Here is a 26,574-nt window from a genome sequence, read left to right as displayed (position 1 = left end):
ACGGGGCGATGCGGCGCTCCGACAAGCCCACTCGCCACAAGGGATCATTCCCCCCGCCAAGATCCGGGCAATAAAAAACGCCGACGCTGGTTACTCGTCGGCGTTCAAACCTTGACGGGCTTATTCGCGAATCAGAACGCCGGCAGTACCGCGCCTTTGTACTTCTGGGCGATGAAAGCTTTCACTTCCGGGCTGGTCAGGGCCTTGGCCAGTTTCTGGATCGCGTCGCTGTCCTTGTTGTCCGGACGAGCCACCAGGAAGTTTACATAAGGTGAATCTGCACCTTCGATCAGCAGCGCGTCTTTAGCCGGGTTCAGGCCCGCCTCCAGCGCGTAGTTGGTGTTGATCATGTCCAGATCGACCTGGTCCAGGACCCGTGGCAGCAGAGCCGATTCCAGTTCCTTGAACTTCAGGTGCTTGTCGTTCTTGACGATGTCTTTCGGGGTCGACAGGGCGTTGGTCGGGTCTTTCAGGGTAATCAGACCGGCTTTCTGCAGGAGCAGCAGGGCACGGCCGCTGTTGCTGCCTTCGTTCGGGATCGCCACGGTGGCGCCGTCTTTCAGCTCAGCCAGGCTTTTGACTTTCTTCGAGTAACCGCCGAAAGGTTCGACATGCACGCCGATCACGGTGACCAGGTTGGTACCCTTGCCTTTATTGAAGCCATCCAGGTACGGCTTGGTCTGGAAGTAGTTGGCGTCCAGATGTTTTTCGGCAACCTGGGTGTTGGGTTGCACGTAATCGGTGAACACCTTGATTTCCAGGTCCACGCCTTCTTTGGCCAAGGTCGGCTTGATCAGTTCGAGGATCTCGGCGTGGGGGACCGGCGTTGCGGCCACGACCAGTTTCTCGCCGGCCTGGGCCAGACCTGCCGTCAGAGCGGCCGCCAATGCGGTAAACAACAGAACCTTTTTCATGCAGTGTCCTTATCGAGAATCACGGTCGCCATCGACGACAGCCTTGAAAGAGAGGTGCCAGCAAAGTGATATCGCTGGTATGGAGCAGAAGATACCGATATTTTTTATTCCAGAACAATATCTTTTATTCATCTTCATATTCCATTTTGTTCATACAGCATTGACGCAATACCGCCTTGTGGGGGCGGTGCTTGTGTGGGAGCGGTGCTTGCCCGCGAACGAGACGACGCGGAGCCTCAGGCGCACCGCGTTATCGTTCTTCGCGGGCAAGCTCCGCTCCCACAGGATCCGCTCCCGACTCCAATAGAGCTGGACCCTACGCCCTCCGGGTCTGGACCCTACTCCCATAAAATCTTCGCCCTACTCACGCAAGCGGGCCTCATACCGCGCTGTCCAAAAGGCGTTTCAGCTGAGCCAGCTCCTCGGCGCAACTGCGGCCGATAAATTGCTCGATCAGGAGCAGCGGCGCCGGCAAATTCAGATGCTCCGGCAGGATTTCATCGCCGCTGCTGACCAGCAGCGCGAAGTGGATGACGTTCTCCAGCTCCCGGGTATTGCCCGGCCAGGCATGCCGCTCCAATGCGCTCTGCGCGGTGCCGCTGATCAGCGGAACCGACAGGCTCAGACGCTGGCTGTAAATGCCGAGAAAATACTCGGCCAGGGGCAGGATATCGCCGACCCGCTCGCGCAACGCCGGTAGCTCCAGCCGACCTTCGCTGAGGTAGTGATACAACCGCTCATGGAATTTCCCCGCCGCCACCGCCTGGGCCAGGTCGATGCTGGTAGCCGCCACCAGGCGCACATCCACCGGACTCGGTTGCGGCGCGCCGACCCGGGTGACCTCGTGATTCTCCAGGGCGGCGAGCAACTTCACCTGGATCGGCAGCGGCAGGTCGCCAATCTCGTCCAGGTACAAGGTGCCGCCGTTGGCCGAGCCGAACCAACCGGCACGGCTGCTGGCCGAACCGCTGTGGGCCCCCGCGGCATAACCGAACAGCTCGGCATCGGCATAGGTCGGGCTGATGGCACCGCAGTTCACCGAAACGAACAACCCGGCGCGGTCGCTGGCACGGTGGATATGCCGGGCGAGCAACTCCTTGCCGGTGCCGGTCTCGCCACGGATCAACACCGGCACCGACTTGGGTGCCAGCGTCTCGAGTTCTGCACGCAGTTGCCGTGAACGCGGATCGACGAACACCAGCGCCTTGGCGCGAATGCTCAGCGGGCTCTTTTCCGAATCGGGAAAGGTCAGCAGCGGCTGACCGAAGGTTTCATACAGGCTCATGGCCGCCTCCCGCCCCAATCCGCCAACCAGCGGGGGACGCTCAAGCAAAAGAAAGAACTCAGGCGCGACGCAGCGAATGCTGTTCCATTCGGGTCTGCAGGCGGTACAGGTAGGCAAAGCCCTGTTCCCAGCGCTGATGACCGGACTTCACATTGATATGCCCGGCACCGCTGAGGATGCTCGCTTGCGCACCCCAGTCGCGGGCCAGTTCCAGGGTCCGCGGGGCACTGACGGCGGCGTCGTTGTCGGAGGCGACGATCTGGCTCGGGAACGGCAGCAGGTCGCGCGGAATCGGAGCAAAGTTACGCAACGCCGGGGCGCAGGCGGGACGCTCGACATCGGCCGGAGCCACCAGCAACGCACCACGGACCTGGCGCAACAGGTGCAACGGCGCCGTCTGCGCCCAGTGGGCGACCGTGATGCAACCCAGGCTGTGGGCGATCAGGATCACCGGCGTATCGTCCGCGGCAATGGCTTCGGCCAGGGCCGCCACCCAGTCTTCGCGGCGCGGCGTCAACCAGTCGGCCTGCTCTACTCGCGCACTGTTGGGCAGGCTGTTCTGCCAGTGGGTTTGCCAATGATCTTCTGGCGATCCTTGCCAGCCCGGCACGATCAGATAACGAATCGACTCGTTGCGCATGGGGTACACCTCCTCCAGCGTTTGCGTTCCTGGTCGAGTATAGGGAGGAGATTTATATTCGTTAAGGAATAAGAAGCTATTTATTAAGATCATAAAGAAATATAAACCAATCACCACCCTGTGGCGAGCGGGCTTGCCCCGCCCACCTGATCACCGGTTTCGAGCACCCAGCAACTATCGCCACGTCGACGACCGCATGGATAACCAAGAAACAAAAGGACGGTTCTGAATGACAGGAAGATGAACAGTTTAAACACAATTAACAGTTTTTTTATTATTAACGAGAACAACAAAACATACTGCCAGGGCCTCAGGAGAATGAGTGGAGACGTCCACTCATTCGGTTGTTGGCCTGGCAGTATCGTGTGTGGCCTTTATTACTGTTTGACGAACTCGCCACCCAGACCGACCACTTGGCCGTCAAAGGTGGTGCGTGAACCGCTGGCTCTCAGCTTCCCGTAGTTGTGGTCAGGGGAGAAGGCGGCGAAGGTGACATAGCCGTGACCATCGTTGTAGCCGGTGAAGGCGATGATCGTAGGCTGGCCGGTGCTGTTCTGGAAGTGGTAGTGGCCGGTCACGTTGTAGTTCACGCCGGCCTGGGTGATCTGCCCGCTGAACGAGCCGTTCGAGTCGTTGCCATCGGTGACCACCAGTTTGGCGTCCGAATTATAGCTTACATAAGTTCCATTAATGCTCGACATGGTGCGTTCTCCTTATGTCGTTAATACGCTCTTCCAATGAAAGTGAGTTCCTCCTGAAACTCACGACTCCCAGCATGGTTGGACTTACAAGAACTGTCCAACCGGAGCAGCAGTTATTTTTCAATCGATTGGCTATATGGACCCAGGCCATTGTGAATAACTTGCTCCAGCCGGACAAACCGGTTGGCCCGCCCGAACGTTCCGAAGTCATTGAAGCGCACGCCCATCTCGGCCATCACCTTGTGCGCCACCGACGCGGTCATCTGGCGGATATAGAACGGTTCCTTGACCACGAAATGATGAATCCCGTGGGTGCTGCCGAAATTGAAGCAGAACGCCTGCAACGGCCACAACCACCAGGGATTGAGCACCTGGGTCTGCTGAATCACGTTGCCGGCCTCGAGATCGCCGTAGTAGTGCATGTTCGAGCTGACGAAATGCAGGCAGAAGGTCCGCAGCACATTCGGCCCGATGATCACTACCACCGCGATATCGATCACCTGCATCACCGCCAGGGTATGGACCGACCAGTCGATGGACGTACCCAGCAGGCCGGCGATCCCATTGGCGGCGTGAAACCCGAGAAACACGTACCACGCGCCCCAGTGCAACAGCGCCAGCGGCGCGTAGACCCTGAGCGTGCGCTTGAGGATGCTGAACTTGTGGGTCCAGGTCTTGGCCCGCAGCAGGCGGATCAGCGAGGACATCACGTTGTCGCCGACCATCAGCAGGCGGGCGATCCCCCACGGCTCGCCATTGGTAATGGCGCGCTCTTCCATGTCCGCCTCGGTGCCGGAGACTTTGTGATGATTGAGGTGCAGATGGCGCCGGATCCACGGGTTGATGGTGCTCGGCCGCGCCAGCCAGACCAACGCCAGCATCAGGTTGTGCGGCAGCCGTTGTTTACGGAAATACATGCTGTGGATCAGGTCGTGCTCCAGCTCGTGGGTCAGCGAGGCAAAAAAAGCATTCAGTAACAAACACCCCCACCAGGCCAGATAGCCGTCCACATAAAGCACCGCCGAGCCGATCATGCCGGCCAGGGCAAACGCCAGGATGCCCGCGCCCAGGGCGTCCTGATGGTTCAGCAGCGGGTAGCGCCGGCGCAATTCGACACCCCGGGCCATGACCGTTTCACGAATACGCGCGGATCGTTGTTGAGCATTCAGGCGCTCGGGACTTGCGCAAACACCGTCCATGATTCCATCCTCTGGTTATTGATGTTCGTATCCTGCGCCGTTGCAGCATCAGAGGTCGTAGCCGCGAACGCCAACCCGTTGACCGGATACGCCAACATGCCTGAACCGACCTCGCTCTCCAGCTGGACCCGCGCCCTGCGCAAGCAGCTCGACGCCCTGGGCCTCGACAGCGCCGCCCTGTGTCACGAAGCCGGGCTCGACCCGCAACTGATGGACGACCCCAACGCCCGCTACCCGCTGTCAGCCACCACCCGCCTGTGGGAGTTGGCCGTGGCCAGCAGCGGCGACCCGGCCATCGGCTTGCGGGTCTCGCGCTTCGTCAGCCCGACCACCTTCCACGCCCTCGGCTATGCGCTGGTGGCCAGCGGCAGCCTGCGCGAGGTGTTCGAGCGGATCGTGCGCTATCACCAGGTGGTCAGCGATGCCCTGGGACTGGAATTCAGCCGCGAGGGCGAGCGCTACCGCTTTCGCCTGCAAGTGCCGAAGGAGGGTCCGGCACCGGCCCCCGAAGCCATCGATGCCTTCGTCTCGATCTATGTGCGCACCTGCCGAAACCGCCTGGGCCGTGATTACGCACCGCTGGCGGTGCATCTGCGGCGTCCGCAACCGGCTGATCCGACGCCCTGGCACACCGTGTTCCGCGCGCCGGTGTTCTTCGCCGCCGAGGAGGACCGCCTGGAGTTCGCCTGTAGCGATTTCGACAGCCACCTGGACGACGCCAACCCGGAACTGGCCGAACACAACGAGACGGTGCTCAACCGAACCCTGGCGCAACTGAAGCCGCTGACCTGGGAACGGCGCGTGCGTGAGGCCATCGAGGCCCGGTTGCCGGAAGGCGAGCCGTCGGCGGAACGCATCGCCCAGACGCTGCACCTGAGCCTGCGCAGTCTGCAACGGCACCTGGCCGATGAAGGTGCACGCTACGACACCCTGCTCAACGAATGTCGGGAGAACCTCGCGTTGCTGCACCTGCGCGACCCGCAGTGTTCACTGAGCGAAGTCAGCTATCTGCTCGGCTTTGCCGATACCAGCAGCTTCAGCCGGGCGTTCAAGCGCTGGACCGGGATCACGCCGGGGCAATTTCGCGACGGGTTGCGCTGAACAGTACGTCCCCCCATACCTGTGGCAAGCGGGTTTGCCCTATAGGCTATTCGGTCAAGGAAATGGGATCTCGAAAGCGCCGTGGGAGCGGTGCTTGTCGGATCGCCGCACCGCCGCGAAGCTTTTAGCGGCCTCAAGGCCCTCTTCGCGAGCAAACTCTGCTCCCACAAGAAGCGTGTTCGGCCTTGACTGAATGGCCTATGGGGCAAGCTCGCCATAAAGATCAAACCTGCTCATCCTGGGTTACCAAGGTCGCTCAGGCACTGGCCATCGCCCGCAGGCGTTCCAGGTCAAGGATCTCGATCCCGCCATAGTTGGTGCGCAGGATGCCCTGCTGCTGGAAATCCTGGAGGATCTGGTTGGTGGTCTGGCGCGACAGCGATAGCATCGCCGCCAACTGCTCCTGGGACACCTCGAGCAATTGCCGCGAACAGTTCAGTTCGCCGTAGCCTTCGGCAATCAATAACAGCCGGTGCGCCAGCCGTGCCGGCGCCGGCATCAGGCTCAGTTGCTCCAGGCCGATAAAGGTCAGGCGCAGTTTCTGGCTCATCAGCAAGGCGAACTGCCGCCAGTATTCCGGGCGCTCGTCGAGCAGCTTGAGCAAAATATCCTGGGGCACCTGCAACAGGATGGTATGCCCCACGGCATAGGCATCGTGGGTCCGCGGCAGGCCGTCGAACAGGGAAATCTCGCCGAACCAGTAAGGCAGCTCGATCACCCCGAGCAAGGCTTCCTTGCCCTTCTCGCTGACCGCCCCGACCCTGATCGAGCCTTCCAGCACCGCGTACAGCCCGCACGGTGGATCGCCGCGCTGGAACAGGCGCTGGCCGGGCGTCAGGCGACGGCCCTTGGCGGTGGCGAGCAAGCTATCCTGCAAATGCGCGGGCAGGTGGTTGAACCAGTGTCCGGTCAGCAGGCGCGAGCGCCAGGCAGATACATCCATGAGAACTCCGAGACAATTGTCGTGTAGCTGACAGAGTGAAAGTTTCGCGCAGGGCATGATCCCATCACCCTACAGGAGGAATAACAATGAAAAACCTCGTCGAGCATCTCAGTCAATACGCCGACTATCACCGTGACCCGCGCAATATCGCCAGCCACTTCATCGGGATTCCCATGATCGTGGTCGCCGTGGCGGTGTTGCTGTCACGGCCGCAATGGCCGGTGGCCGGGCTCGGGATCAGCCCCGCGGTGCTTTTGGCGGTGGTCGCGGCGGTGTTTTATCTGCGTCTGGAACGGGCCCTCGGATGGCTGATGACGGGGCTGCTCGGCCTATCCGTTTGGGCGGGCCAAATCCTCGCGGCGCAGAGCACGCCGATGTGGTTGGCGAGCGGCATCGGCCTGTTCGTGATCGGTTGGGCGATCCAGTTCGTCGGGCATTACTACGAAGGGCGCAAGCCGGCGTTTGTCGATGACCTCAGCGGACTGATCGTCGGGCCGCTGTTCGTGGTGGCGGAGTTGCTGTTTTTGCTGGGGCTGCGCCAGGGCCTCAAGCATGAGATCGAGGCGCGGGTAGGGCCGGTGCGGTTGCGCGAGAAAAACGTCAGCGCCTGAATATGATCATAGTGGCGAGCGGGCTTGCCCGCGTTCGGCGGCGAAACAGTCGTAAATCCGACCAACTCGGTCTAACTGACACACCGAGCTCGCTGGTTTCAGGGCCGCTTCGCGCCCCAACGCGGGCAAGCCCGCTCGCCACAAGTACTTACAACCCGGTCAGAGATTGGCCTGCTTCTGCCAGACCTTGGGCTTGAAGAACAAGGTCTCGCCCCGCGTCAGGCCGACAAGGCTGTCATGGTCTTTCACCACTTGCGCTTCGATCAGTTCACTCTGGCCTTCAACCTTCAAGGTCACCCGGGTCGTCGCCCCCAGCGGACGGATATCGCGCACCTCGGCCGCATGGTGATCCTCCAGCTCATGGCGCGACAGCGACACCTCATGAGGTCGGAACAGCACATGATGATCCTCGCCCAGGGACAGGCGGTTGGAGTCACCGAGGAAGTGATAGACGAAATCGCTGGCCGGGTTTTCATAGACCTCGCCCGGTGAACCGATCTGCTCGATCACCCCCTTGTTCATCACCACGATACGGTCGGCGACCTCCATCGCTTCTTCCTGGTCGTGGGTCACGAACACCGAGGTCAGGTTGATGTCTTCGTGCAGCCGTGCCAACCAGCGCCGCAGCTCCTTGCGAACCTTGGCATCCAGCGCGCCGAAGGGTTCGTCCAGCAGCAGCACCTTGGGCTCCACCGCCAGGGCCCGGGCCAGGGCGATGCGTTGGCGCTGGCCGCCGGACAATTGCTCCGGGTAACGGTCGGCCAGCCAGTCGAGCTGCACCATGTTCAGCAGTTCATGGACCTTGGTCGCGATCTGGCTTTCATTCGGGCGCTGGTTCTTCGGTTTCATGCGCAGGCCGAAGGCGACGTTGTCGAACACGGTCATATGCCGGAACAACGCGTAGTGCTGGAACACGAAGCCGACGTTGCGATCACGCACATCGTGGCCGGAGACGTCTTCGCCGTGGAATACGATGCTGCCCTCATCCGGGGTCTCCAACCCGGCGATGATCCGCAGCAAGGTGGTCTTGCCGCAGCCGGACGGGCCGAGCAGCGCCACCAGCTCACCGCTGTGGATATCCAGGTTGATGCGCTCCAGGGCCTTGAAGGCGTTGAAGTTCTTGCTGACATTACGGACTTCGATCGACATGACTTATTCCTCCGCCGCAGCAGCGCGCAGGCGGTTGATTCGGTTTTCGCTCCACTGCTTGAGCAGCAGGATGAAGAGCGCCAGGATCAGCAACAGGCTCGCCACGGCGAACGCGGCCACGTGGTTGTATTCGTTGTAGAGGATCTCGACGTGCAGCGGCAGGGTGTTGGTCACCCCGCGAATGTGCCCGGAGACCACCGACACCGCGCCAAACTCACCCATCGCCCGCGCCGTGCAGAGCACCACGCCGTAGATCAGGCCCCACTTGATGTTCGGCACGGTGACATGCCAGAACATCTGCCAGCCGTTGGCGCCCAGCAGGCGCGCGGCCTCTTCTTCCTGGGTGCCCTGCTCCTGCATCAGCGGAATCAGTTCACGGGCAACGAACGGCACGGTGACGAAGATGGTCGCCAGGACGATGCCCGGCAGGGCGAAGACGATCTGGATGTCGTGGTCCGCCAGCCAGGGGCCGAAGAAACCCTGGGCGCCGAACATCAATACATAGACCAGACCGGCAATCACCGGCGAGACCGAGAACGGCAGGTCGATCAGGGTCACCAGCATGCTCTTGCCACGGAACGAGTACTTGCTCACGCACCAGGCGGCACTGACGCCGAACACCAGGTTCAGCGGCACCGAAATCAGCACGGCGATCACCGTCAGCTTCAACGCCGACAAGGCATCCGCTTCGAAGATCGCGCTGAAGAACGCGCCCAGGCCGAGCTTCAGGCCCTGGGACACCACGATAAACAGCGGCAGGAGTAAAAACAGCGCAAAGATCAGCCAGCCGAGGCCGATCAGGACCCGCCGCGAGACGGCACTGCCACGCCGGGCAGCGTTGGCCGAGGAAGCGGCGCTAATGGACGATTGGGACATGTTCGCGCCTCCTTATGGGGTTTCGATACGCCGCTGCAACAAGTTGATCAGCAGCAACAGGACAAAGGAAACCACCAGCATCAGCACGCCGATGGAGGTCGCGCCGGTGTAGTCGTATTGGTCGAGCTTGACCATGATCAGCAGCGGCAGGATCTCGGTCTTCATCGGCATGTTGCCGGCGATAAAAATCACCGAGCCGTACTCGCCGACACCCCGGGCGAAGGCCAGGGCAAAACCGGTCAACCAGGCGGGCAACAGGGCCGGCACCAGGATATGGCGGAACACCTGCAGCGGCTTGGCCCCCAGGCAGGCGGCGGCTTCCTCGACTTCCCGGGGGATGTCGGCGAGTACCGGCTGCACCGTGCGCACGACGAACGGCAGGGTCACGAAGGTCAGTGCCAGGGTGATGCCCAACGGGGTGTAGGCAATCTTGAAGCCCAGGTCGGCGGCGAACTGCCCGACCAGCCCGGTGGGCGTGTACAACGCGGTCAGGGCGATACCGGCCACGGCGGTGGGCAGGGCGAACGGCAGGTCGATCATCGCATCGATGATCTTGCGCCCCGGGAAGGTGTAGCGCACCAGGACCCAGGCCAGCAGGGTGCCGATAATGCCGTTGATGATGGCCGCGTACAGTGCCGTGCCGAAGCTCAGTTTCAGAGCCGAAAGCACCCGCGGCGCCGAAATGATCGCCCAGAACTGCTCCCAGGTGAGTTGCGCGGCATGCACGAACATCGCCGCCAGGGGTATGAGCACAATCAGGCTGAGGTACACCAAGGTGTAGCCCAGCGTCAGCCCGAAGCCGGGTATGACGGGGGAGATACGACGCGACATAAAAGTCCTTGGTTGTGACGCACGAAGCCCCGAACGAAATCCGGGGCCCTGGGCTTGGCTTGCTTTAGGTTAGCGTTTTCAGGTTATTGGGCCTGATAGATCTGGTCGAATACGCCACCGTCATTGAAGAATTTCGGTTGCGCCGATTTCCAGCCGCCGAAGTCCTTGTCGATGGTCACCAGGTCCAGTTCAGGGAACTGCTGGGCGTATTGGGCGGCGATTTTCTGGTCACGCGGACGGTAGAAGTTCTTCGCCGCGATTTCCTGGCCGGCCGGGCTGTACAGGTGCTTGAGGTATTCGCTGGCGATCTCGCTGTTGCCCTTCTTCTCGGCATTCTTGTCGACCACGGCCACGGGCGGCTCGGCGAGGATCGACAGGGACGGCACGACGATATCGAACTTGTCGGCGCCGCCGTCTTCCTTCAGGGCCAGGAAGGCTTCGTTTTCCCAGGCCAGCAGCACGTCGCCCTGACCGTTGTTGACGAAGGTGATGGTCGAGCCGCGGGCGCCGGTGTCGAGGACCGGTACGTGCTTGAACAGCTCTTTCACGTATTCCCGGGCCTTGATTTCGCTGCCGCCGGCTTTCAGGCCGTAGGCCCAGGCGGCGAGGAAGTTCCAGCGCGCACCGCCGCTGGTTTTCGGGTTCGGGGTGATCACCGAGACGTCGTTCTTGACCAGGTCGCCCCAGTCCTTGATGCCTTTGGGGTTGCCCTTGCGCACCAGGAACACGATGGTCGAGGTGTAGGGGGTGCTGGCATCCGGCAGGCGTTTCTGCCAGTCCGCGGGCAGAGTCTTGCCGAGTTTGGCGATTTCGTCGATATCCCCGGCCAGGGCCAGGGTCACCACGTCGGCGCGCAGGCCGTCGATCACCGCCCGGCCTTGCTTGCCCGAACCGCCATGGGATTGCTGGATCTTGACGTTGTCGTCGGGATGGGCCTGCTTCCAGAAGCTGGTGAATTCGGCGTTGTAGTCCTGGTACAACTCACGGGTCGGGTCGTAGGACACGTTGAGCAGCTCGTAATCCTTGGCAGCGGCGGAGCCGGCAAACGCGGCACTGGCGAGCGTGGCCAGGGCGTAACGGCGAATCGACGACATGGTGAGGCTCCCGAAAATTTTGGTGTGTTGGCTTTTTCTTATGGCGCTTGCGGCCCGCATCCGGACTCGAACGCTCTGGTGTTGACTGGGGTCATGAATGAGATGACGCCCGCAGGTGGCCAGTCGGGTCTCTGATTGAACAGAGGAAGGCGCGGGGTTCAGCTGGGTTTGGTACCCGGATTTTGCAGACGGAATTTTTCCTTGCGCTCGATCTGGACCACCTGCGCGTTGTGGACGGTGATCTCGACGGCGCCGAAACGCAGGTCGCGCAAGGCGCTCTGGATCTCACGCAGAATGGTGGCTTCGTCCTGGCCGTCAACGCTACGCAGAGATGCGCTCATGGTCGTGCTCCTGAAATGAGAGATGCCCCGCCGAGGGGCACTGCTTGTGGCGTGAGGGCAATCTTAGACAGGTGAGATTATTCTTAAAAATACTATTTAAGAATTTTAATATAACCAAAATACATTAACAGGAATGACGTGGGTTGTAGCAGAGGCTGAAGTATTCCAAGGGGTGGGCGAGTCATTGTGGCGAGGGGGCTTGCCCCCGCTGGGGTGCGAAGCGCCCCTAAAATCAGCGACCTCAACGTGTCAGGTAAACCCCAATCACAGGTTTTACGGCTGCTTCGCAGCCGAACGGGGGGCAAGCCCCCTCGCCACAAGACCGCGTTCGATCTGAAACTCGAAGCAGTCACGCAATCACCGGCGCACGCTTCCAGTCGATCTGATCCGCCGGCATCGGCCGGCCGAACCAGTAGCCCTGGCCCAGGTCGCAGGACTGATTGAGCAGGAAGCGCGCCTGCTCGGCCTGTTCGATACCTTCGGCCTGGACCTGCATGCCCATGCTTTGCGCCAGGGCGATGACCACCCGAACAATCGCCGCATCGTCTTCGTCCCACGGCAAACCGGCGACGAAACCCTGGTCGATCTTGAGTTTCTGCACCGGCAGCCGCTTGAGCCGCAGCAATGAGGAATACCCGGTGCCGAAATCGTCGATCGCCAGGCTCACGCCCAACTCGCGCAAGCGATGCAGTTGTTCCAGCGCCACTTCAGGGTCGTCCATCACCGCGCTTTCGGTCACCTCCAGTTCCAGCAGCGCCGGATCCAGCCCGCTGTCGTCGAGCACCTTCGCCACCTGCTGGTACAGTTCGCGCCGGGCAAACAGACGGCTGGAGACATTCACCGCGATAAACGACAGCTGCACGCCGTCCTGCAACCACTGGCACATCTGCCGACAGGACTGCTGCATGACCCAGGCATCGATCTCGGCAATCAACCCGGTGCGCTCGGCAATCGGAATGAACTCGCCGGGCGAAACCAGCCCGCGCTGCGGATGCTCCCAGCGCACCAGGGCCTCGACCCCGATCAGCCGACTGCTGCTCAGTTCATGTACAGGCTGGTAATACACTCGCAGCTCGTCCTGCTCCAGCGCCCGGCGTAACTCACCGGCCATTTCCACCCGATGCTGGGCATGGGCGGTCAGTTCTTCGGTGTACAGGGCATAACCTTCGCGCCCCGCGCTCTTGGCCTTGAACAAGGCCGAGTCGGCATTGCGCAGCAATTGCTCGGCATTCAGCGAATCGCTGGGGAACAGGCTGATGCCGATACTGGCGCTGATGAACAACTGATGCCCGTCGAGCGGGAACGACTCCTTCAAGCCCTCGATCACCCGCTGCGCCAGGGCCGCCGCCTGCACCACTTGCGGGCAGTTCTCCGCCAGCACGGCGAATTCGTCACCGCCCAGACGGGCCAGGCTGATGCCGCTGCCGAACAGGTGTTGCAGACGCTCGCCCACCGCCTTGAGCAATTGGTCGCCAATGTTGTGACCGAGGCTGTCGTTGATGATCTTGAAGTGATCCAGGTCGATCAGCAGCAGGGCGCAACCACGCTTGTGTACCTGCGCCGAGGCCAGCGCCTGGGTGGCGCGATCGGTGAACAGCAGGCGATTGGGCAGGCCGGTCAACGGATCGTAGTTGGCCAGTTGCGCCAACTCGTGCTGCGAGTCCTTGATCGCGCTGATATCGGAAAACACCGCGACATACTGGCTGAGTTGTCCGTGGTCATCACGGATCGCTCGGATTGTCTGCCATTGCGGATAGATTTCACCGCTTTTGCGCCGGTTCCAGATCTCACCGCTCCACTCGCCGGTGGCGGCCAGCGTCTGGTAGACCTTCTGGTAGAACTCCGCCGAATGCCGACCGGACTTGAACAGGTTCGGCCGTTCCCCCAGCACCTCGGTTTCCTGATAGCCGGTAATGGCGACAAAGGCGCGGTTGACGTGGACGATCAAACCGTCCTTGTCCGTGACCAGTACCCCTTCGCGGGTGCAATCGAACACCGCGGCAGCCTGGCGCAAACGCTCGCGATCGGCGGAGCTGTGCATCAGGTGCATGACGGCATGGGCGAAACGCTGGTAACGGGCATGGATCAGGAAAATCAGCACGGCGCTGACGCTTACCCACAGGTAACCGCGAACGATCTGCCAATGCACCAACTGCTTGGGGTCATCGAAAAAGCTGCTCAACAGGCGCTGGCTGAACTGGATCCAGAGGACCGACAGCAGCAGGTACAGCAGGCCTGACCTCAGAGCATTACGAGTTGAAATCGACATAAACGGTGCTAAATCCCTCTAGAAACGCCAAATTGCCCTACAAACTGGCCGGAATTATAGAGTAAGAAACATCCCGCCACTCTTATCTGAAACAGCGACTGGTTTTCTCTGTGGGCTCGGTGATAATGCACAGGCAGTTCTTTACTTTTTCGAGGGCCATACAGCCTATGTGGTACAACGGTTTTCTTGACCTGTCAGCCTGGCAAACAGTGGCGATCACCCTGTTGATGACCCATGTGACCATTGTCGGCGTCACGGTCTATCTGCACCGCTATTCGGCCCACCGCTCCCTGGAGCTCAACGGTGGCCTGAAACACTTTTTCCGTTTCTGGCTGTGGCTGACCACAGCACAGAATACTCGCGAGTGGACCGCTATCCACCGTAAACATCACGCAAAATGTGAAACCGTCGACGATCCCCACAGTCCGGTGATCCTCGGCCTGTCCACCGTCCTGCGTACCGGTGCCGAACTGTACCGGGCCGAGGCCGGCAATCCCGAGACCCTGCGCATCTACGGCAAGAACTGCCCGGATGACTGGCTCGAGAACAACCTCTATTCGCGCTACAAGCTGCTCGGCATCGCCATCATGGCGGTGATCGACCTCCTGCTGTTCGGCGCCATCGGCATCACCGTCTGGGCCATCCAGATGATGTGGATTCCGTTCTGGGCCGCCGGCGTGATCAACGGCCTGGGCCACGCGGTCGGCTATCGCAACTTCGAATGCCGTGACGCCGCCACCAACCTGGTGCCCTGGGGCATCCTGATCGGCGGCGAAGAGCTGCACAATAACCACCACACCTACCCCAACTCGGCCAAGCTGTCGGTCAAGAAGTGGGAGTTCGACCTGGGTTGGGCCTGGATCAAGGTTTTCAGCTTCCTGGGCCTGGCCAAGGTGCAACGCGTGGCGCCCATCGCCCACCGGGTCGCAGGCAAGGGTCACCTGGACATGGACACCGCCATGGCGATCCTCAACAACCGCTTCCAGATCATGGCCCAGTACCGCAAGCTGGTGATCGCCCCGCTGGTGCAACAGGAGCTGGCCAAGGTCGATCATTCGGTCCGCCATCAGTTCCACCGTGCCAAGCGCCTGCTGTCGCGGGAAACCAGCCTGCTCAGCGAAAAACACCAGATGCGTATCGAAACCATGCTCGCCCACAGCCAGGCACTCAAGGTAATTTACGAGAAACGCCTGGCCCTGCAACAGATCTGGGTCAAGACCAGCTCAAATGGCCACGACATGCTCGCCGCGATCAAGGACTGGGTCCACGAAGCGGAGGCCAGCGGTATCCAGTCGTTGCGCGACTTCGCCGACCAGTTGAAAACCTATTCGTTGCGGCCCTCGGTCGCTTGACACCGTTGATCGGTGCGCCCGGTTCCGGGGCGTGCCGAACGGAACTTAGCGACCCTGGCTCTATCTCAAAAGCACGTCGCCATCCCGGCGGGCTGTAGCGTGGCCGTGCCGCCATTACGTACGGCACGCCCTGTGAGATGAGTGCCGATGGTCAACAAGAATTCGAAACCGCCTTCCCTCCCGCAGTGGCCAAAAGCCGCTGAAACCCTGTTGGCCTTGATGCACGCCCAGGCCGAAGTCGCGCGCCTGGGCGAACGTGAACAACTCTTCAGTTCCCTGCTGGTCAGCGTCAATGCGGTGCTCTGGGCCCTGGACTGGGACAGCCAGCAGATGCTCTATGTCAGCCCCGCCTACGAGCGGATCTTTGGCCGCTCGGCCGGCCTGCTGCTGGCTGACTACAGCGAATGGCGCAACAGCATCTACCCCGACGATCTCGATTACGCCGAACGCAGCCTGGCCCAGGTGCTGGAAAAGGGTTCGGTGGAGGACCGCGAGTACCGCATCATCAGCGCCGACGGTCAGTTGCGTTGGCTCAGCGACAAATGCTTTATCAGTCGCCACGCCGAACCGGGCCAACGGGTGATCGTGGTCGGCATTGCCGAGGACATCACCGAGAAGAAAGCGCTGGAAGACGAGTTACAGCGCCTGGCCACCACCGATGTGTTGACCGGCAGCAGCAACCGCCGACACTTTTTCGACAGCGCCCATCGCGCCTTCGAAGAAGCCCGCCTGCAGGACTCGCCCCTGGCCTTCCTGCTGCTGGATATCGATGACTTCAAGCAGATCAACGACACCTACGGTCACCCCGAAGGCGACGTGGTGTTGCAACGGATCGCCGAAACCGGACGAGGGGCGTTACGGACGGGCGATCTGTTCGGCCGGATTGGCGGTGAAGAGTTCGCCGCGCTGCTGCCCGGCTGCGCCCCGGAGATGGCCCGGCAGATCGCCGAACGCCTGCAACGGGAGATCCAGCGCCTGAGCTTCAGTCACGACGGCCAGGGCTTCGGCGTCACCGTCAGCCAGGGCCTGACCAGCCTCACGCCGCAGGACCAAAGCCTCGACCCACTGTTCGCCCGGGCGGACAGCGCCATGTACCAGGCCAAGCGCCAGGGCAAGAACCAGATCGTGTTGGCGTAGCAATGATCAGTTTTTGCGCAAACGCGTCAGCTCCGGCAACCCGACCTTGAGCAAGCGCGCGGTGCGGCTCTTGGCGAGGTCTTCAACGCCCTCATGGGGTGTCAGCCGCGCCATTTGCGCCGCCAGGTTCATCACCAGGGCCTCGCGCGAGTAAACCCCGCCACCGAGCTGGTAGACCGCAGCTATCAGCTCCCGCAGCTCCAGCGGCAGGCGCCAGCGCGTGCGCAGCGCCGAACCGAAGCCAGCCCCAAGGGCATAGAGCGATTCGCCGATCAGTTCATCATCCAACTCACCGCCCGCGCTCAGCCACTCTTGCAAACACCGCAGCAAGGCCAGGTCACCCAGGCGATGCAACAACCCGGCGCAGTAACACCGCTCGTGATCCAGATCGAGCAAGCGCGCCAGGGAGTGGCCGTATTCAGCCGTGTGCAGCGACAAATTCCAGTAGCGTTCGGCGTAGTCGGCCAGGGCCGCATCACTGAGCCGAGCGCTACGCTTGAGGGTCAGGCCGAGGATCAGGTTCATGCTCTGCGCCGCACCGAGCCGTTGCAACGCCTGGGCCAGGGTCTGCACCGCGCTGCCGTGATGCTGGGCCGCACTGTTGGCCGCGGCGATCAGCACGGCAGTGATTTGCGGGTCGGTGCGGATTTCCTGCTCCAACACCTTCAGGTCGAGGCCGGCGGGATTGAGGCTGCGATTGACCGCCACCTGTACATCCGCCATCAGCGGCGCACCGTCCGACTCCTCGCGACGGCGCTCGAGAAACTTCGCCACGGTCATGCCCGGTGCCAGGCTCGGAATTTCGCACGCGACCGCCTCCCCGGCGTGCAGCAGCAGATCCTGCAGGCGCTGGGTCAGGCTTTCCATATTCAGGGGTTTGGTCAGGTAGGCCGTCGGTTGCAACGGCAGGATTTCCCGCACGCTGGCCACGTCATTGCGCGAGCCCACCAGAATGAACGGCAGTGGCGGGCTGCGCTTTTTCTGGCGCAGGCCATGCAGCAGGCTCAGGCCATCGACACCCGGCAATTCCCAGTCCGCGATCACCAGGTCGAAGGCGTGCCCGCTGAGCAGCTCAAGCGCGTGGTGGCCGTCTGCACAGATTTCCAGTCGGGCGTCACAACGCACGTTCAACAACACCTGCGCCAGCAAGTCCCGTGACCAAGGCTCCGCCTCGGCAATCAAGACACGGGGTACAGCGGGTAGATCCACAGCGGTCATCACACACCTCTCCGAGGGCAATCCTGACACCTTAGTCAATACGCGCGAGCGGATACAGAGAAAAGCCGCTATTGCGATGTCATGGCACAAAAAAACCCGCCTGAGCGGGTCTTTTTGTCTATCGCGTCACCACTCAGGCGAGTTCAGCGAAGCACTCTTCGATGATTGCCAGGCCTTTGTCCAACTGCTCGTCCGGCGAGGTCAGCGGAACCAGTACGCGCAGCACGTTACCGTAGGTGCCGCAGGACAGCAGGATCAGTCCCTTGTCACGGGCCTTGGCCACGACCTGGGCCACAGCCGCTGCGTTCGGCTTGTGGCTGTCGCCGCCATCGAACAGCTCGATCGCGATCATCGCGCCCAGGCCCCGCACTTCACCGATCACCGCCGGGTACTTGGCCTGAATTTTCTTCAGGCCGGTCACCAGGTGCTCGCCGACCGCTTTGCAGCGATCCAGCAGGTGCTCTTCCTCGAACACCTCCATCACGGCCAGGGCCGCGGCGCAAGCGATCGGGCTACCGGCGTAGGTTCCGCCCAGACCGCCGGGAGCAATGGCGTCCATGTATTCGGCCTTGCCGCAGACACCGGCCAACGGGAAGCCGCCGGCAATGGATTTGGCGAAAGTGGTCAGGTCGGCGGCAACGCCCATCTGTTCCATGGCGAAGAAGGTACCGGTACGACCGGCACCGGTTTGCACTTCGTCAGCGATCAGCAGGATGCCGTGCTGGTCGCACAGGGCCCGCAGGCGTTTCATGAACTCTTTTGGCGCGACGTAGAAACCACCTTCGCCCTGGACCGGCTCGATGATGATCGCGGCGATATCACGTGGCTCGGCGTCGTTCTTGAAGATGCGCTCGATGCTGGCGATGGAGTCGTCGATGCTTACACCGTGCAGTTCGTTCGGGTACAGCGCGCGGAAGATGCCGCCTGGCATCAGGCCCATGCCGGCCGAGTAAGGCACGACTTTACCGGTCAGGCCCAGGGTCATCATGGTGCGACCGTGGTAGGCGCCGGTGAAGGCGATCACGCCGGCGCGGCCAGTGGCGGCGCGAGCGATTTTCACGGCGTTTTCCACGGCTTCGGAACCGGTGGTGACCAGCAGGGTTTTCTTGGCGAAATCACCCGGGACCTTGGCGTTGATTTTTTCGCACAGCTCTACGTAGGGTTCGTAGGCCAGGACCTGGAAGCAGGTGTGGGTCAGCTTGTTCAACTGCTCGGTCACGGCGGCGATGATTTTCGGGTGCAGGTGACCGGTGTTGAGCACGGCGATACCGCCGGCGAAGTCGATGAACTCACGACCTTCGACGTCGGTCACCGTGGCGTTCTTCGCGTGGTCGGCGAAGATCGGGTGGATCTGGCCGACGCCGCGGGGTACAGCGGCTTCGCGGCGTTTCATCAGGGATGCGTTGGTCTTGCTCATGGTGTCCTCATTCACCGCTCATCGGGCGGCGTGGTTCAAGGATGACGCGGCAGGGAGCCCACGGCACCAGCATACGATGATCGACTGGTACCGCGTTCCGGCCACACTAAGTGTCGTTTGCAACGCGACAGGAGCAGCGCTCTCGTGCCCCTCTCGCTGAACCACCTGACTGGGTTAGATACCCAGGCAGAGATATTTGATTTCCAGGTAGTCTTCGATGCCGTACTTGGAGCCTTCACGGCCCAGGCCCGACGCCTTGATGCCGCCGAACGGCGCGACTTCGTTGGAGATCAGCCCGGTGTTGACACCGACCATGCCGTACTCCAGGGCTTCGGCCACACGGAACACCCGGCCCAGGTCACGGGCGTAGAAGTAGGAAGCCAGGCCGAACTCGGTGTCGTTGGACATCGCGATCACTTCGGCTTCGTCCTTGAAGCGGAACAATGGTGCCAATGGACCGAAGGTTTCTTCCTTGGCCACGGCGGCGTCCTTGGAGACGTTCACCAGGATGGTCGGCTCGAAGAAGTTGCCTTCGATGGACTTGCCGCCGGCCAGCAGGGTCGCGCCTTTGCTCAGGGCGTCGGCGATGTGTTCCTGGACCTTGGCCACGGCCTTCTCGTCGATCAGCGGACCCGTGGTGGTGCCTTCTTCCAGGCCATTGCCGATCTTCAGCTTGGCGACCGCCACTTTCAGTTTCTCGGCGAAGGCGTCGTAGACCGAATCCTGGATATACAGGCGGTTGGCGCAGACGCAGGTCTGGCCGTTGTTGCGGTACTTGGAAATGATCGCGCCTTCGACGGCCTTGTCCAGGTCCGCGTCGTCGAACACGATGAACGGAGCGTTGCCGCCCAGCTCCAGGGAAACCTTCTTGATGTCCTTGGCGCATTCGGCCATCAGTTGGCGACCGATCTCGGTCGAGCCGGTGAAAGACAGCTTACGCACGATCGGGTTGCTGGTCAGCTCGCTGCCGATGTCGCCGGCGCTACCGGACACCACGCTGAACACGCCTTTCGGGATACCGGCACGCTGGGCCAGTTCGGCCAGGGCGAAGGCCGAGAACGGGGTCTGCGACGCCGGCTTGAGCACCATGGTGCAACCGGCGGCCAGGGCCGGGCCGGCTTTACGGGTGATCATCGCGGCCGGGAAGTTCCACGGGGTGATGGCGGCGGTGACACCGATCGGCTGCTTGATCACGATCAGGCGCTTGTCCGGCTGGTGGCCCGGAATCACATCACCGTAGATGCGCTTGGCTTCTTCGGCGAACCATTCGATGAAGGAGGCGGCATAGACGATTTCGCCCTTGGCTTCGGCCAATGGCTTGCCTTGTTCGAGGGTCATCAGGCGCGCCAGGTCGTCCTGGTTCTCGATGATCAGCTCATACCAGCGACGCAGCTTGTTCGCACGCTCTTTGGCGGTCAGGGCACGCCAGGCCGGCAGGGCCTTGTCAGCGGCTTCGATGGCGCGACGGGTTTCGGCGGCGCCCATTTTTGGCACGGTACCGAGGATTTCGCCGGTGGCCGGGTTGTTGACCTTGATCGTCTGACCGTTGTCCGCATCGACCCAAGCCCCATCAATGAAGGCTTGCTGGCGGAACAACTGGGTGTCTTTGAGCTGCATGTAGGCTTTCCTTAACAGCACCGCGCTTGCGCGCAGCGAATTATTGATTGTGGAAAGGCGCCTTGGAGGCTGCCGTCAGGAAATTCATTCACCGGGCCGAAGCACATAAATAGCGCACATGCGATCGATGTGCGGTTCAGCACCCAGACAAGAGCGTTTGAAATCTCAAACGAATCCTAGGATCAATGGGGGTAAAGGACAATAGTCTGTTCGAAAAAAAGAACGAAAATGGCGCTTTTGCGAGGCTTTTCTGATCAACGTGAATCCCGGAGCCCTCGCGATGCGGTTCGAGGTCACCAAGACAGGGCGTTTGGCCGGTGAAAACCCATGGAGAGAATTTCCTGACAAAACCTGAATGGACGCCCCGAGCCGACATGGGTATGATGTCGCCCGCACAAGCACCAGTAGCTCAGCTGGATAGAGTACTGCCCTCCGAAGGCAGGGGTCGTGGGTTCGAATCCCGCCTGGTGCACCATCTGCAAAATAAAATGCCCCGGATCGTTGATCCGGGGCATTTTTGTTTTCAGGCCACTGCAGTCGCGCGGCGGATGCACGCGGGGCGACCTATAACACCCTGACAAAAAACACCACGACCTGATCGCTCCCCGGCACCCGCTGCAAGCCCGCGACCATTTTCACCAGACGCCCTTGGTCCAGCGCCGCCCTGACCGGTTGCAACAGTCGATGCTGGCTCATCGTCCGCTGCTCGACGATCCGGCGCAGCCACTCATCCGTCAACTGTTGCGGCGCTCCCCGGGAACGCGGCAAGGCCACCGAGCGGCGCTTGGTCCATTTGAGCGTGATGTAGAACAACTGATCCGTGCCCGGATGCGAGCAAAACAGATTCACCGTATTGAACGATCGGGCCTTCGGGATCTCGGTCACCACAAAACCGTGGCGACGCAGGATCGGCGTCACGGCCTGCTCGGTATTGAGTGCCAGGTCGGCAATACGAGGCAAGCCGCTGACGTCGAAGATCCGCTGGTCGATCGCATGGGGCGGATGGAAATCCAACCGGGAAAAATCCGTTATCCCGTCCGGCTCGCCGATAAAATGGTTACGCCAGCGGATAGGCCGGGCATCGAGCTCCCGGAACAACACATGCATGTCCACCCCCCGCGTGACCCAGGCCTCTTGCGTGCGCCTGAGCGCGACCATGCGGGTAGCGGTCACCGACGAACCCTGCACATCGGCGCGCTCGATCAGCCGGTGGAGCGTCCTGCGCAGGCTGGATTGCATCATGCCCTCCAGGGGCTGCGCCAGGGACTGCTCCGCCGGCACGCTGAACAAGGGCGTGCGCGGCGTCCAGGTCTGGCTCCGCTGATCAAAGGTGGCCGGAACCGGCTGCTCATCCAAATGCCGCCACCAGTGGCTGAAGTCGTTTCGGGCGTGCGTGGCCAACGTACCGGGACGCTTCAGGAAAACAATGTCCGGATGAATCCCCGAGCCATCGGGAAGCAGTTCGAAATAATGATCGCCGAGCTTCAACAGGCGCGCCTCCACGCCAGCTTGCCGGCGATACACCCCCCGGGACGCCGACAGCTCGACAACCTGCTCGCTCTCCAATGCCAAGCCCCAGGCCTTCCAGTCCGAGGACAACAAGGCCGGCCGGCGGGTCATCCATTCCAGTTGCGGCACCGGCGCACCGGTTGCGGCTGGCGGCGACACGGGTTGCTCCCAGGGACGGTGCCAAATACCCCGGCTGGGGCCGGGCATTGGCTCGGGGGCATCGGCGCGCAGCAGGTATTCGCCCGGCTCGTGGATATGCAGTACCAGTTCATTGTCCTGCGCGGCGGTTTTCTTCAAGCGCAGGGCACTTTCCCCCTTGGGCCGGTAGACCTCATAGCGGTTGCTGCCGTCAGTGATGAACTGCACGCCGTCTTTCACATAGCTGCCGGCATTGCTCGGACCGTGCAGGGCGAGCGCATCATCCGCGCTGATCTTCGCGTCATACCCCGGGAGCAGCGGCCTGGGCTTGGCCGCGACATCGACTTTTTTCAAGGCCATCGCGCCCTTGTGCGAAAGGGCCTGTCGACGACCGATGGTCTTCAGCGCCGCCCGCGGCCAGAGCCCATGGGCGACCCGCGCCGGCCGGCTGGCCAAGCGCGCAGGAGAGAAGGTCAGGACGGCGTCGACCAGCGTCATATGCGCCGCCTTGAACAGTTCGAAGGCATCGCGCGGGTCGCCGCTGCGGTGAAAACGGCGCAAGGCCACAGCGGCCTCATAGGTGTTGACCGCAATACTGACCACCGGCACCACCGACAACACCCTGAGCCAGTAGGCCGAGCGCTGCTCGCGCTCACGCAGTTCGCGGATCTGCGCCAGTTGCCGGGCGGAGTTGGAGATCGACCGGGCCCGCTGCTGCGCCCTCAGGACCAAGGCGTGCGCCAGGATCAACGACAGGTCGCAGCGCTGGATCTTCCTCAGACTCAGCCAATGCCCCGGGTTCTCCGCAACCTCACGCCTGACCTCCTTTTCCAGCGCCATGGGGTCCGGCACCGCTTGCTCCGACTCGCTGCTCCACCAACTCTTGATGGCCTTGACCAGAGCAACGGAGTTGAGCGTGGAAACAGGGTCAATCCCCAAGGGTGTCAGGACCAAAGGCACCCGCTCAGCGGGCAAGGGCAGCTGGCCCGTTGAGCACGCCGCCCCCGGACCTTGCTCGACCGGGTAACCCTCGATGACTTCCGCCTCCCAGCCCGCCGCCAGTCTTTGCACAATGTCCGCCACCCGTTGCGACGCCTGCTCGACCTTCACCAGCGCCCGTTGCGCGGCCGCCAAATCGATGTGCTCCGTCAGCACCTGCTCATGCGGGGCACCCGGCAGATAGACCAGCGCTCTCCCGGAAAGCTTGTCGTGGATCGCCACGGCATTGCCCACATGCCGGGCCCGGGCAAACGTCCGGCCGGCAAAAGTGACGCAGTGCAATTCGAGCTCGACTTGCTCGGTGCGCAGGTCCGCGACGAACTCGGCATTCAGGGCCTTCTCGAAGACCTCGGCGGCCCAGTCGCTGAGCCCCTGTTGCCGGGCACTGAACAACTCCATGTGGGCGCGTTGCCGGACCAGCCGGTACAACAGCGCCTGCTCGAACGCCCGCAGCGGCGCCTGCCGGGGATTATCGACGCCGTAAAAAGCCCGCTGGATCCGGGTGTCGTAGTGCCCCCCAAGGTCCAGCGCCGAGATCGTGGCGATCAGGTAATCGGGGCTCAGGCGTTGCCGCCACGCGGGGTCCAGAATTCGCCCATGCTGCAGCCGACGCTTGGTCCAGGGTGCTTGCGGATCGAGGTTTTCCAGGGCCAGGCGCAAGAAGCTGTAGGTCTGGCGCGACTCACTGACCACCGTCTTCGGGCCCGCCTCGCCCGCCGCACGTTCAGGATGACCAACCCACACCCGCTCGACACTGTCAGGAAGATCGAACAGCGGTTTGTCGATATCCAGCCCCGGATAAAAACCGTCCTGCTTGAGTCGTTCGATGATTTTCCCACGGGCGAAGTCATCCAGGTCTGGCAGCTGATGTTCCAGCTTGAGCTCCAGGGCCTGCACACTTCTCTGGTAGCGCGTCAGCAGTCGCGCGTACTGCTGGCGGTCCAGCCGTGACGCCGCGGACACCCAGCCGGGCAGGCCCTGCGCCTGCACGGCACCGAGTTGCAGGACGGCAACATTGTCCAGCGCGCGCGCTCGGGCTTCGTGCCCGGGGACGCCAAGATTTTCCTCCAACTCATGGGCCAGCAGTTGCAGGGAACTGCTGGCGTCAGCGATTTCCCAAAACGGTCGCAAGCCGCCCTCGATCAGCCGGCAGAGCCGAAGGTGGTCCTGGATCTGTTGCTGGAGTCCTTGTTGCAGGGCATCCGTTTCAACCGCCCGATAGTGGATGGGAATCCGTTCGCCGACAGGCAGCCTGCGCACCCAGCTACGCGCCTCACTACGCCGGTCCCGGGCGATCAGCGGCCAGAAGCTTTCGGACTCCGGGCTGCGCAGGCTGATGTCCAGGCGTTGCGAGAGACTGTCGAGGGTCATGAAGCGTTGCAGCCCACCCAGCCGTCCCGGCACGAACAGCAGCACCGACGCCCCCGAGCGTGAATCGGCCAGCGCTTGTCGGGTACTGATGGCACAGGCCCCCGCCAACGACCAAGGCGAGTCCGTCGGCCCCAGGGAGATAGTGACGACCCGTGTATCACTGGCCGCCCGGACCTCGACCCAAGGCTGTGGCAGCATATCGAGCACCCGCGCCAGCTCTTTCTGATCGATCAGCCCGAGCTGATGCTGCAACTGCGCCTCGTGCAAAAGTCCCTGGCCGCGTCCCTCGAGCAACTTGCCGGAAAGATCGCGCCCTTCCTTGTCCCGGGTACTCCAGAACTCCGACCGCGCATGCCCTTCCCGGTTCTGCAGCAGGCCCTGGACCTCAGCCGCCTGCTGACGCCAAAGCTTATGCCGCGCCAGCAGCTCGCTGTAGGCCGGGGTCTCGCGCCCCAGGTCCTGTTCATCAAGCCGCTTGAGCAGACCGCGCTCCTGCTGCCGGACCTTGCTCTGGCGCAGGCGCACGGGAAGGTCCGCGGCCAGGCTGCCGAAGCTGATCTCGAGCATTCGGCGCTGCTCGTCGCGTCGTAGTAACTGCGCAATCGACGTCCCGAGGGGCGGCAAACCGGTCAGTGCCACGCGTGAATCCTGCATGGCCTCAACGGCCTGCAACGATGTCAGGCGGCCGGCATCGACCACGCCATCGGGCAGCATGTACGCCGTGTTGAGCAGCAAGGCGGCGGCCCACTCGTTGGCCAACTGCGTGTCCAACCGGCTCAAGGCGCTGTGGGCCAGGGCATCGCCGGAGAGCTCGGCAGACGCCTGGAAACGGTAAGCCAGGGCCGGCTGATCCGCTTGGGGAAATAGCTGATGGCGCTCCTGCAGCGCGAGCAACTGCCAGAGTCGATAATTGCCCGGTGCGTTGAACCGTTCCGGGAGCCGCTGTTGCATCTCGGCGCGGCTGGCAAACTCGAAGAACTCCTCGGACACACCGGGCACGAAGAGCACCTGCCTGCTCCGCTCCGCGCTACCGCTCCCCTGGAGATGCAAGGCTCCACTCAAGGCCAGCGCCGCCGCCCCCGTTCCCGGCCAAACCAGCTCCGACACCCTGAGCCGCCCCCAACGGCCACCTGCAAGCGCTCGCGCTTCAGGGGTCGGGGCATCCAGCAGGCCCATCAGCATATTGAAGGCAGCCGCCGACAACCCGTCGACACCATGGGCCAATAGCGCCTTGTCGTGGAACAGTAGCTTGTGCAGTTCGATCAGACGCTCACGTCGCGAGACGTCGCTATCGCAGGCCGGCTGATACCAATAGCTGCGCAGGGCCGTGTCGAGCCTGGAGGACAGCCCCAGGGTCTTCAGACGCGCCAGAACCTGCTCCGGTTCCAGCGGCAAGACTGTCTCCGGCTCGTCAGCCAGACTCAGGCGCACGGCATGGCCGGGCGCCAGGGCCAGGAACGGATTGCGCAACAGCGACAAGGCTACCTGCGCCAGGGTCCGCGCCGTCTTCCCGTCGCCGCAACGCAACGGCGGGGTGAACAGCAACGTGTGCGGATCGTGCCCGAAGGCCTCGGTCAGGATCTGCTTGAGCAGCATACCGATCCGCGGTGCCCGCTCGAAGAGCTTCTTGAGCTGGTGCTGGCTATCAAGCCCACGCACCAACGCCGCCTGGAGCCGGTTGAGCAACAGGCTGGGGCGGTCCGCGCTCGCGAGATGGGCGCGGAGTTTTTCGCCGAGGCGCTCCAGGGTGGCGCCATTGGGGTCGGGTAAAACCGCTGTTGCAGCAGCGTTGGCCGACTCAACAGGCTCCCTGGGAGGTTCCTCTATGGGGGTGTTCATAGGCGTTCCCTTGTTCCGTGGAA

Annotated in this window: 20 protein-coding genes and 1 tRNA gene; 5 read left to right on the top strand and 16 right to left on the bottom strand. The window is 62.2% G+C overall.

The window, feature by feature from the left end:
• Positions 1-131 precede the first annotated feature (131 nt).
• The 5 genes from M5B99_RS18600 to M5B99_RS18580 all read right to left on the bottom strand — a co-directional run bounded on the left by M5B99_RS18600 (position 132) and on the right by M5B99_RS18580 (position 4,739).
• A complete protein-coding gene (locus M5B99_RS18600) occupies positions 132-914 on the bottom strand; it encodes a MetQ/NlpA family ABC transporter substrate-binding protein (protein WP_248805405.1) in 783 nt (260 codons plus the stop codon).
• Positions 915-1,293: 379 nt separating this feature from the next.
• Positions 1,294-2,199 (bottom strand): sigma 54-interacting transcriptional regulator, encoded by a 906-nt coding sequence (locus M5B99_RS18595; protein ID WP_248805404.1) that lies wholly within the window; start codon positions 2,197-2,199, stop codon positions 1,294-1,296.
• Between the two features lie 58 nt (positions 2,200-2,257).
• Positions 2,258-2,839 (bottom strand): alpha/beta hydrolase, encoded by a 582-nt coding sequence (locus M5B99_RS18590; RefSeq protein WP_248805403.1) that lies wholly within the window; start codon positions 2,837-2,839, stop codon positions 2,258-2,260.
• A 377-nt stretch (positions 2,840-3,216) separates the two neighbouring features.
• On the bottom strand, positions 3,217-3,540 hold the full coding sequence (locus M5B99_RS18585; RefSeq protein ID WP_248805402.1) for a hypothetical protein: 324 nt from the start codon (positions 3,538-3,540) through the stop codon (positions 3,217-3,219).
• Positions 3,541-3,653: 113 nt separating this feature from the next.
• Positions 3,654-4,739 (bottom strand): fatty acid desaturase, encoded by a 1,086-nt coding sequence (locus M5B99_RS18580; RefSeq protein WP_248805401.1) that lies wholly within the window; start codon positions 4,737-4,739, stop codon positions 3,654-3,656.
• 96 nt (positions 4,740-4,835) lie between these two features.
• Between M5B99_RS18580 and M5B99_RS18575 the strand changes: the two genes are divergently transcribed.
• The gene (locus M5B99_RS18575) at positions 4,836-5,840 is read left to right on the top strand and encodes an AraC family transcriptional regulator (RefSeq protein WP_248805400.1); all 1,005 of its coding nucleotides are present in this window, start codon (positions 4,836-4,838) and stop codon (positions 5,838-5,840) included.
• Positions 5,841-6,096: 256 nt separating this feature from the next.
• On the opposite strand, the gene M5B99_RS18570 is transcribed toward M5B99_RS18575, so the two are convergent.
• Positions 6,097-6,783: a Crp/Fnr family transcriptional regulator gene (locus tag M5B99_RS18570; RefSeq protein WP_248805399.1), complete on the bottom strand. Its 687-nt coding sequence runs from the start codon at positions 6,781-6,783 to the stop codon at positions 6,097-6,099.
• An 86-nt stretch (positions 6,784-6,869) separates the two neighbouring features.
• Between M5B99_RS18570 and M5B99_RS18565 the strand changes: the two genes are divergently transcribed.
• Positions 6,870-7,394 carry a DUF962 domain-containing protein gene (locus M5B99_RS18565; RefSeq protein WP_248805398.1) on the top strand — a complete coding sequence of 175 codons (525 nt, stop codon included), beginning with the start codon at positions 6,870-6,872 and terminating at the stop codon, positions 7,392-7,394.
• A 159-nt stretch (positions 7,395-7,553) separates the two neighbouring features.
• Here M5B99_RS18565 and M5B99_RS18560 read toward each other — a convergent pair whose 3' ends face one another.
• From M5B99_RS18560 to dibA, 6 genes are all read right to left on the bottom strand, one after another.
• A complete protein-coding gene (locus M5B99_RS18560) occupies positions 7,554-8,543 on the bottom strand; it encodes a sulfate/molybdate ABC transporter ATP-binding protein (protein ID WP_248805397.1) in 990 nt (329 codons plus the stop codon).
• 3 nt (positions 8,544-8,546) lie between these two features.
• Positions 8,547-9,419: a sulfate ABC transporter permease subunit CysW gene (gene cysW, locus M5B99_RS18555; RefSeq protein WP_248805396.1), complete on the bottom strand. Its 873-nt coding sequence runs from the start codon at positions 9,417-9,419 to the stop codon at positions 8,547-8,549.
• 12 nt (positions 9,420-9,431) lie between these two features.
• On the bottom strand, positions 9,432-10,250 hold the full coding sequence (gene cysT / locus M5B99_RS18550) for a sulfate ABC transporter permease subunit CysT (protein WP_248797933.1): 819 nt from the start codon (positions 10,248-10,250) through the stop codon (positions 9,432-9,434).
• Between the two features lie 83 nt (positions 10,251-10,333).
• Positions 10,334-11,344, bottom strand: coding sequence for a sulfate ABC transporter substrate-binding protein (locus M5B99_RS18545; protein WP_248805395.1), 1,011 nt, complete (start codon positions 11,342-11,344; stop codon positions 10,334-10,336).
• A 158-nt stretch (positions 11,345-11,502) separates the two neighbouring features.
• On the bottom strand, positions 11,503-11,685 hold the full coding sequence (gene oscA, locus M5B99_RS18540) for a sulfur starvation response protein OscA (protein WP_094469701.1): 183 nt from the start codon (positions 11,683-11,685) through the stop codon (positions 11,503-11,505).
• A gap of 349 nt (positions 11,686-12,034) precedes the next feature.
• Positions 12,035-13,954, bottom strand: a complete 1,920-nt coding sequence (dibA, locus tag M5B99_RS18535) for a phosphodiesterase DibA (RefSeq protein ID WP_248805394.1) — start codon at positions 13,952-13,954, stop codon at positions 12,035-12,037.
• Positions 13,955-14,121: 167 nt separating this feature from the next.
• Here dibA and desA point away from each other — a divergent pair, with 167 nt between their 5' ends.
• Both desA and M5B99_RS18525 read left to right on the top strand, forming a co-directional pair.
• Positions 14,122-15,306 (top strand): delta-9 fatty acid desaturase DesA, encoded by a 1,185-nt coding sequence (gene desA, locus M5B99_RS18530; RefSeq protein WP_248805393.1) that lies wholly within the window; start codon positions 14,122-14,124, stop codon positions 15,304-15,306.
• 147 nt (positions 15,307-15,453) lie between these two features.
• Positions 15,454-16,443, top strand: a complete 990-nt coding sequence (locus tag M5B99_RS18525; protein ID WP_248805392.1) for a GGDEF domain-containing protein — start codon at positions 15,454-15,456, stop codon at positions 16,441-16,443.
• Between the two features lie 6 nt (positions 16,444-16,449).
• On the opposite strand, the gene M5B99_RS18520 is transcribed toward M5B99_RS18525, so the two are convergent.
• The 3 genes from M5B99_RS18520 to gabD form a co-directional block, all read right to left on the bottom strand.
• On the bottom strand, positions 16,450-17,661 hold the full coding sequence (locus M5B99_RS18520) for an HDOD domain-containing protein (protein WP_248805391.1): 1,212 nt from the start codon (positions 17,659-17,661) through the stop codon (positions 16,450-16,452).
• Between the two features lie 133 nt (positions 17,662-17,794).
• On the bottom strand, positions 17,795-19,078 hold the full coding sequence (gabT, locus tag M5B99_RS18515) for a 4-aminobutyrate--2-oxoglutarate transaminase (protein WP_248805390.1): 1,284 nt from the start codon (positions 19,076-19,078) through the stop codon (positions 17,795-17,797).
• 174 nt (positions 19,079-19,252) lie between these two features.
• On the bottom strand, positions 19,253-20,695 hold the full coding sequence (gabD, locus tag M5B99_RS18510) for an NADP-dependent succinate-semialdehyde dehydrogenase (protein ID WP_121135848.1): 1,443 nt from the start codon (positions 20,693-20,695) through the stop codon (positions 19,253-19,255).
• A 398-nt stretch (positions 20,696-21,093) separates the two neighbouring features.
• Between gabD and M5B99_RS18505 the strand changes: the two genes are divergently transcribed.
• A tRNA-Arg gene (locus M5B99_RS18505) sits at positions 21,094-21,170 on the top strand.
• An 89-nt stretch (positions 21,171-21,259) separates the two neighbouring features.
• On the opposite strand, the gene M5B99_RS18500 is transcribed toward M5B99_RS18505, so the two are convergent.
• On the bottom strand, positions 21,260-26,551 hold the full coding sequence (locus tag M5B99_RS18500) for a dermonecrotic toxin domain-containing protein (RefSeq protein ID WP_248805389.1): 5,292 nt from the start codon (positions 26,549-26,551) through the stop codon (positions 21,260-21,262).
• Positions 26,552-26,574 lie beyond the last annotated feature (23 nt).

This window comes from Pseudomonas sp. MWU13-2100 (assembly GCF_023242365.1).
GTDB lineage: Bacteria > Pseudomonadota > Gammaproteobacteria > Pseudomonadales > Pseudomonadaceae > Aquipseudomonas.
The sequence above is the reverse complement of the archived record's forward strand: the minus strand, read 5'-3'. Positions and strand labels throughout refer to the sequence as shown.

Bases quoted from the DNA above. Each gene is read 5' to 3' on its own strand.
- M5B99_RS18600 (WP_248805405.1), bottom strand. From the start codon at position 914: ATGAAAAAGGTTCTGTTGTTTACCGCATTGGCGGCCGCTCTGACGGCA.
- M5B99_RS18595 (WP_248805404.1), bottom strand. From the start codon at position 2,199: ATGAGCCTGTATGAAACCTTCGGTCAGCCGCTGCTGACCTTTCCCGAT.
- M5B99_RS18590 (WP_248805403.1), bottom strand. From the start codon at position 2,839: ATGCGCAACGAGTCGATTCGTTATCTGATCGTGCCGGGCTGGCAAGGA.
- M5B99_RS18585 (WP_248805402.1), bottom strand. From the start codon at position 3,540: ATGTCGAGCATTAATGGAACTTATGTAAGCTATAATTCGGACGCCAAA.
- M5B99_RS18580 (WP_248805401.1), bottom strand. From the start codon at position 4,739: ATGGACGGTGTTTGCGCAAGTCCCGAGCGCCTGAATGCTCAACAACGA.
- M5B99_RS18575 (WP_248805400.1), top strand. From the start codon at position 4,836: ATGCCTGAACCGACCTCGCTCTCCAGCTGGACCCGCGCCCTGCGCAAG.
- M5B99_RS18570 (WP_248805399.1), bottom strand. From the start codon at position 6,783: ATGGATGTATCTGCCTGGCGCTCGCGCCTGCTGACCGGACACTGGTTC.
- M5B99_RS18565 (WP_248805398.1), top strand. From the start codon at position 6,870: ATGAAAAACCTCGTCGAGCATCTCAGTCAATACGCCGACTATCACCGT.
- M5B99_RS18560 (WP_248805397.1), bottom strand. From the start codon at position 8,543: ATGTCGATCGAAGTCCGTAATGTCAGCAAGAACTTCAACGCCTTCAAG.
- cysW (WP_248805396.1), bottom strand. From the start codon at position 9,419: ATGTCCCAATCGTCCATTAGCGCCGCTTCCTCGGCCAACGCTGCCCGG.
- cysT (WP_248797933.1), bottom strand. From the start codon at position 10,250: ATGTCGCGTCGTATCTCCCCCGTCATACCCGGCTTCGGGCTGACGCTG.
- M5B99_RS18545 (WP_248805395.1), bottom strand. From the start codon at position 11,344: ATGTCGTCGATTCGCCGTTACGCCCTGGCCACGCTCGCCAGTGCCGCG.
- oscA (WP_094469701.1), bottom strand. From the start codon at position 11,685: ATGAGCGCATCTCTGCGTAGCGTTGACGGCCAGGACGAAGCCACCATT.
- dibA (WP_248805394.1), bottom strand. From the start codon at position 13,954: ATGTCGATTTCAACTCGTAATGCTCTGAGGTCAGGCCTGCTGTACCTG.
- desA (WP_248805393.1), top strand. From the start codon at position 14,122: ATGTGGTACAACGGTTTTCTTGACCTGTCAGCCTGGCAAACAGTGGCG.
- M5B99_RS18525 (WP_248805392.1), top strand. From the start codon at position 15,454: ATGGTCAACAAGAATTCGAAACCGCCTTCCCTCCCGCAGTGGCCAAAA.
- M5B99_RS18520 (WP_248805391.1), bottom strand. From the start codon at position 17,661: ATGACCGCTGTGGATCTACCCGCTGTACCCCGTGTCTTGATTGCCGAG.
- gabT (WP_248805390.1), bottom strand. From the start codon at position 19,078: ATGAGCAAGACCAACGCATCCCTGATGAAACGCCGCGAAGCCGCTGTA.
- gabD (WP_121135848.1), bottom strand. From the start codon at position 20,695: ATGCAGCTCAAAGACACCCAGTTGTTCCGCCAGCAAGCCTTCATTGAT.
- M5B99_RS18500 (WP_248805389.1), bottom strand. From the start codon at position 26,551: ATGAACACCCCCATAGAGGAACCTCCCAGGGAGCCTGTTGAGTCGGCC.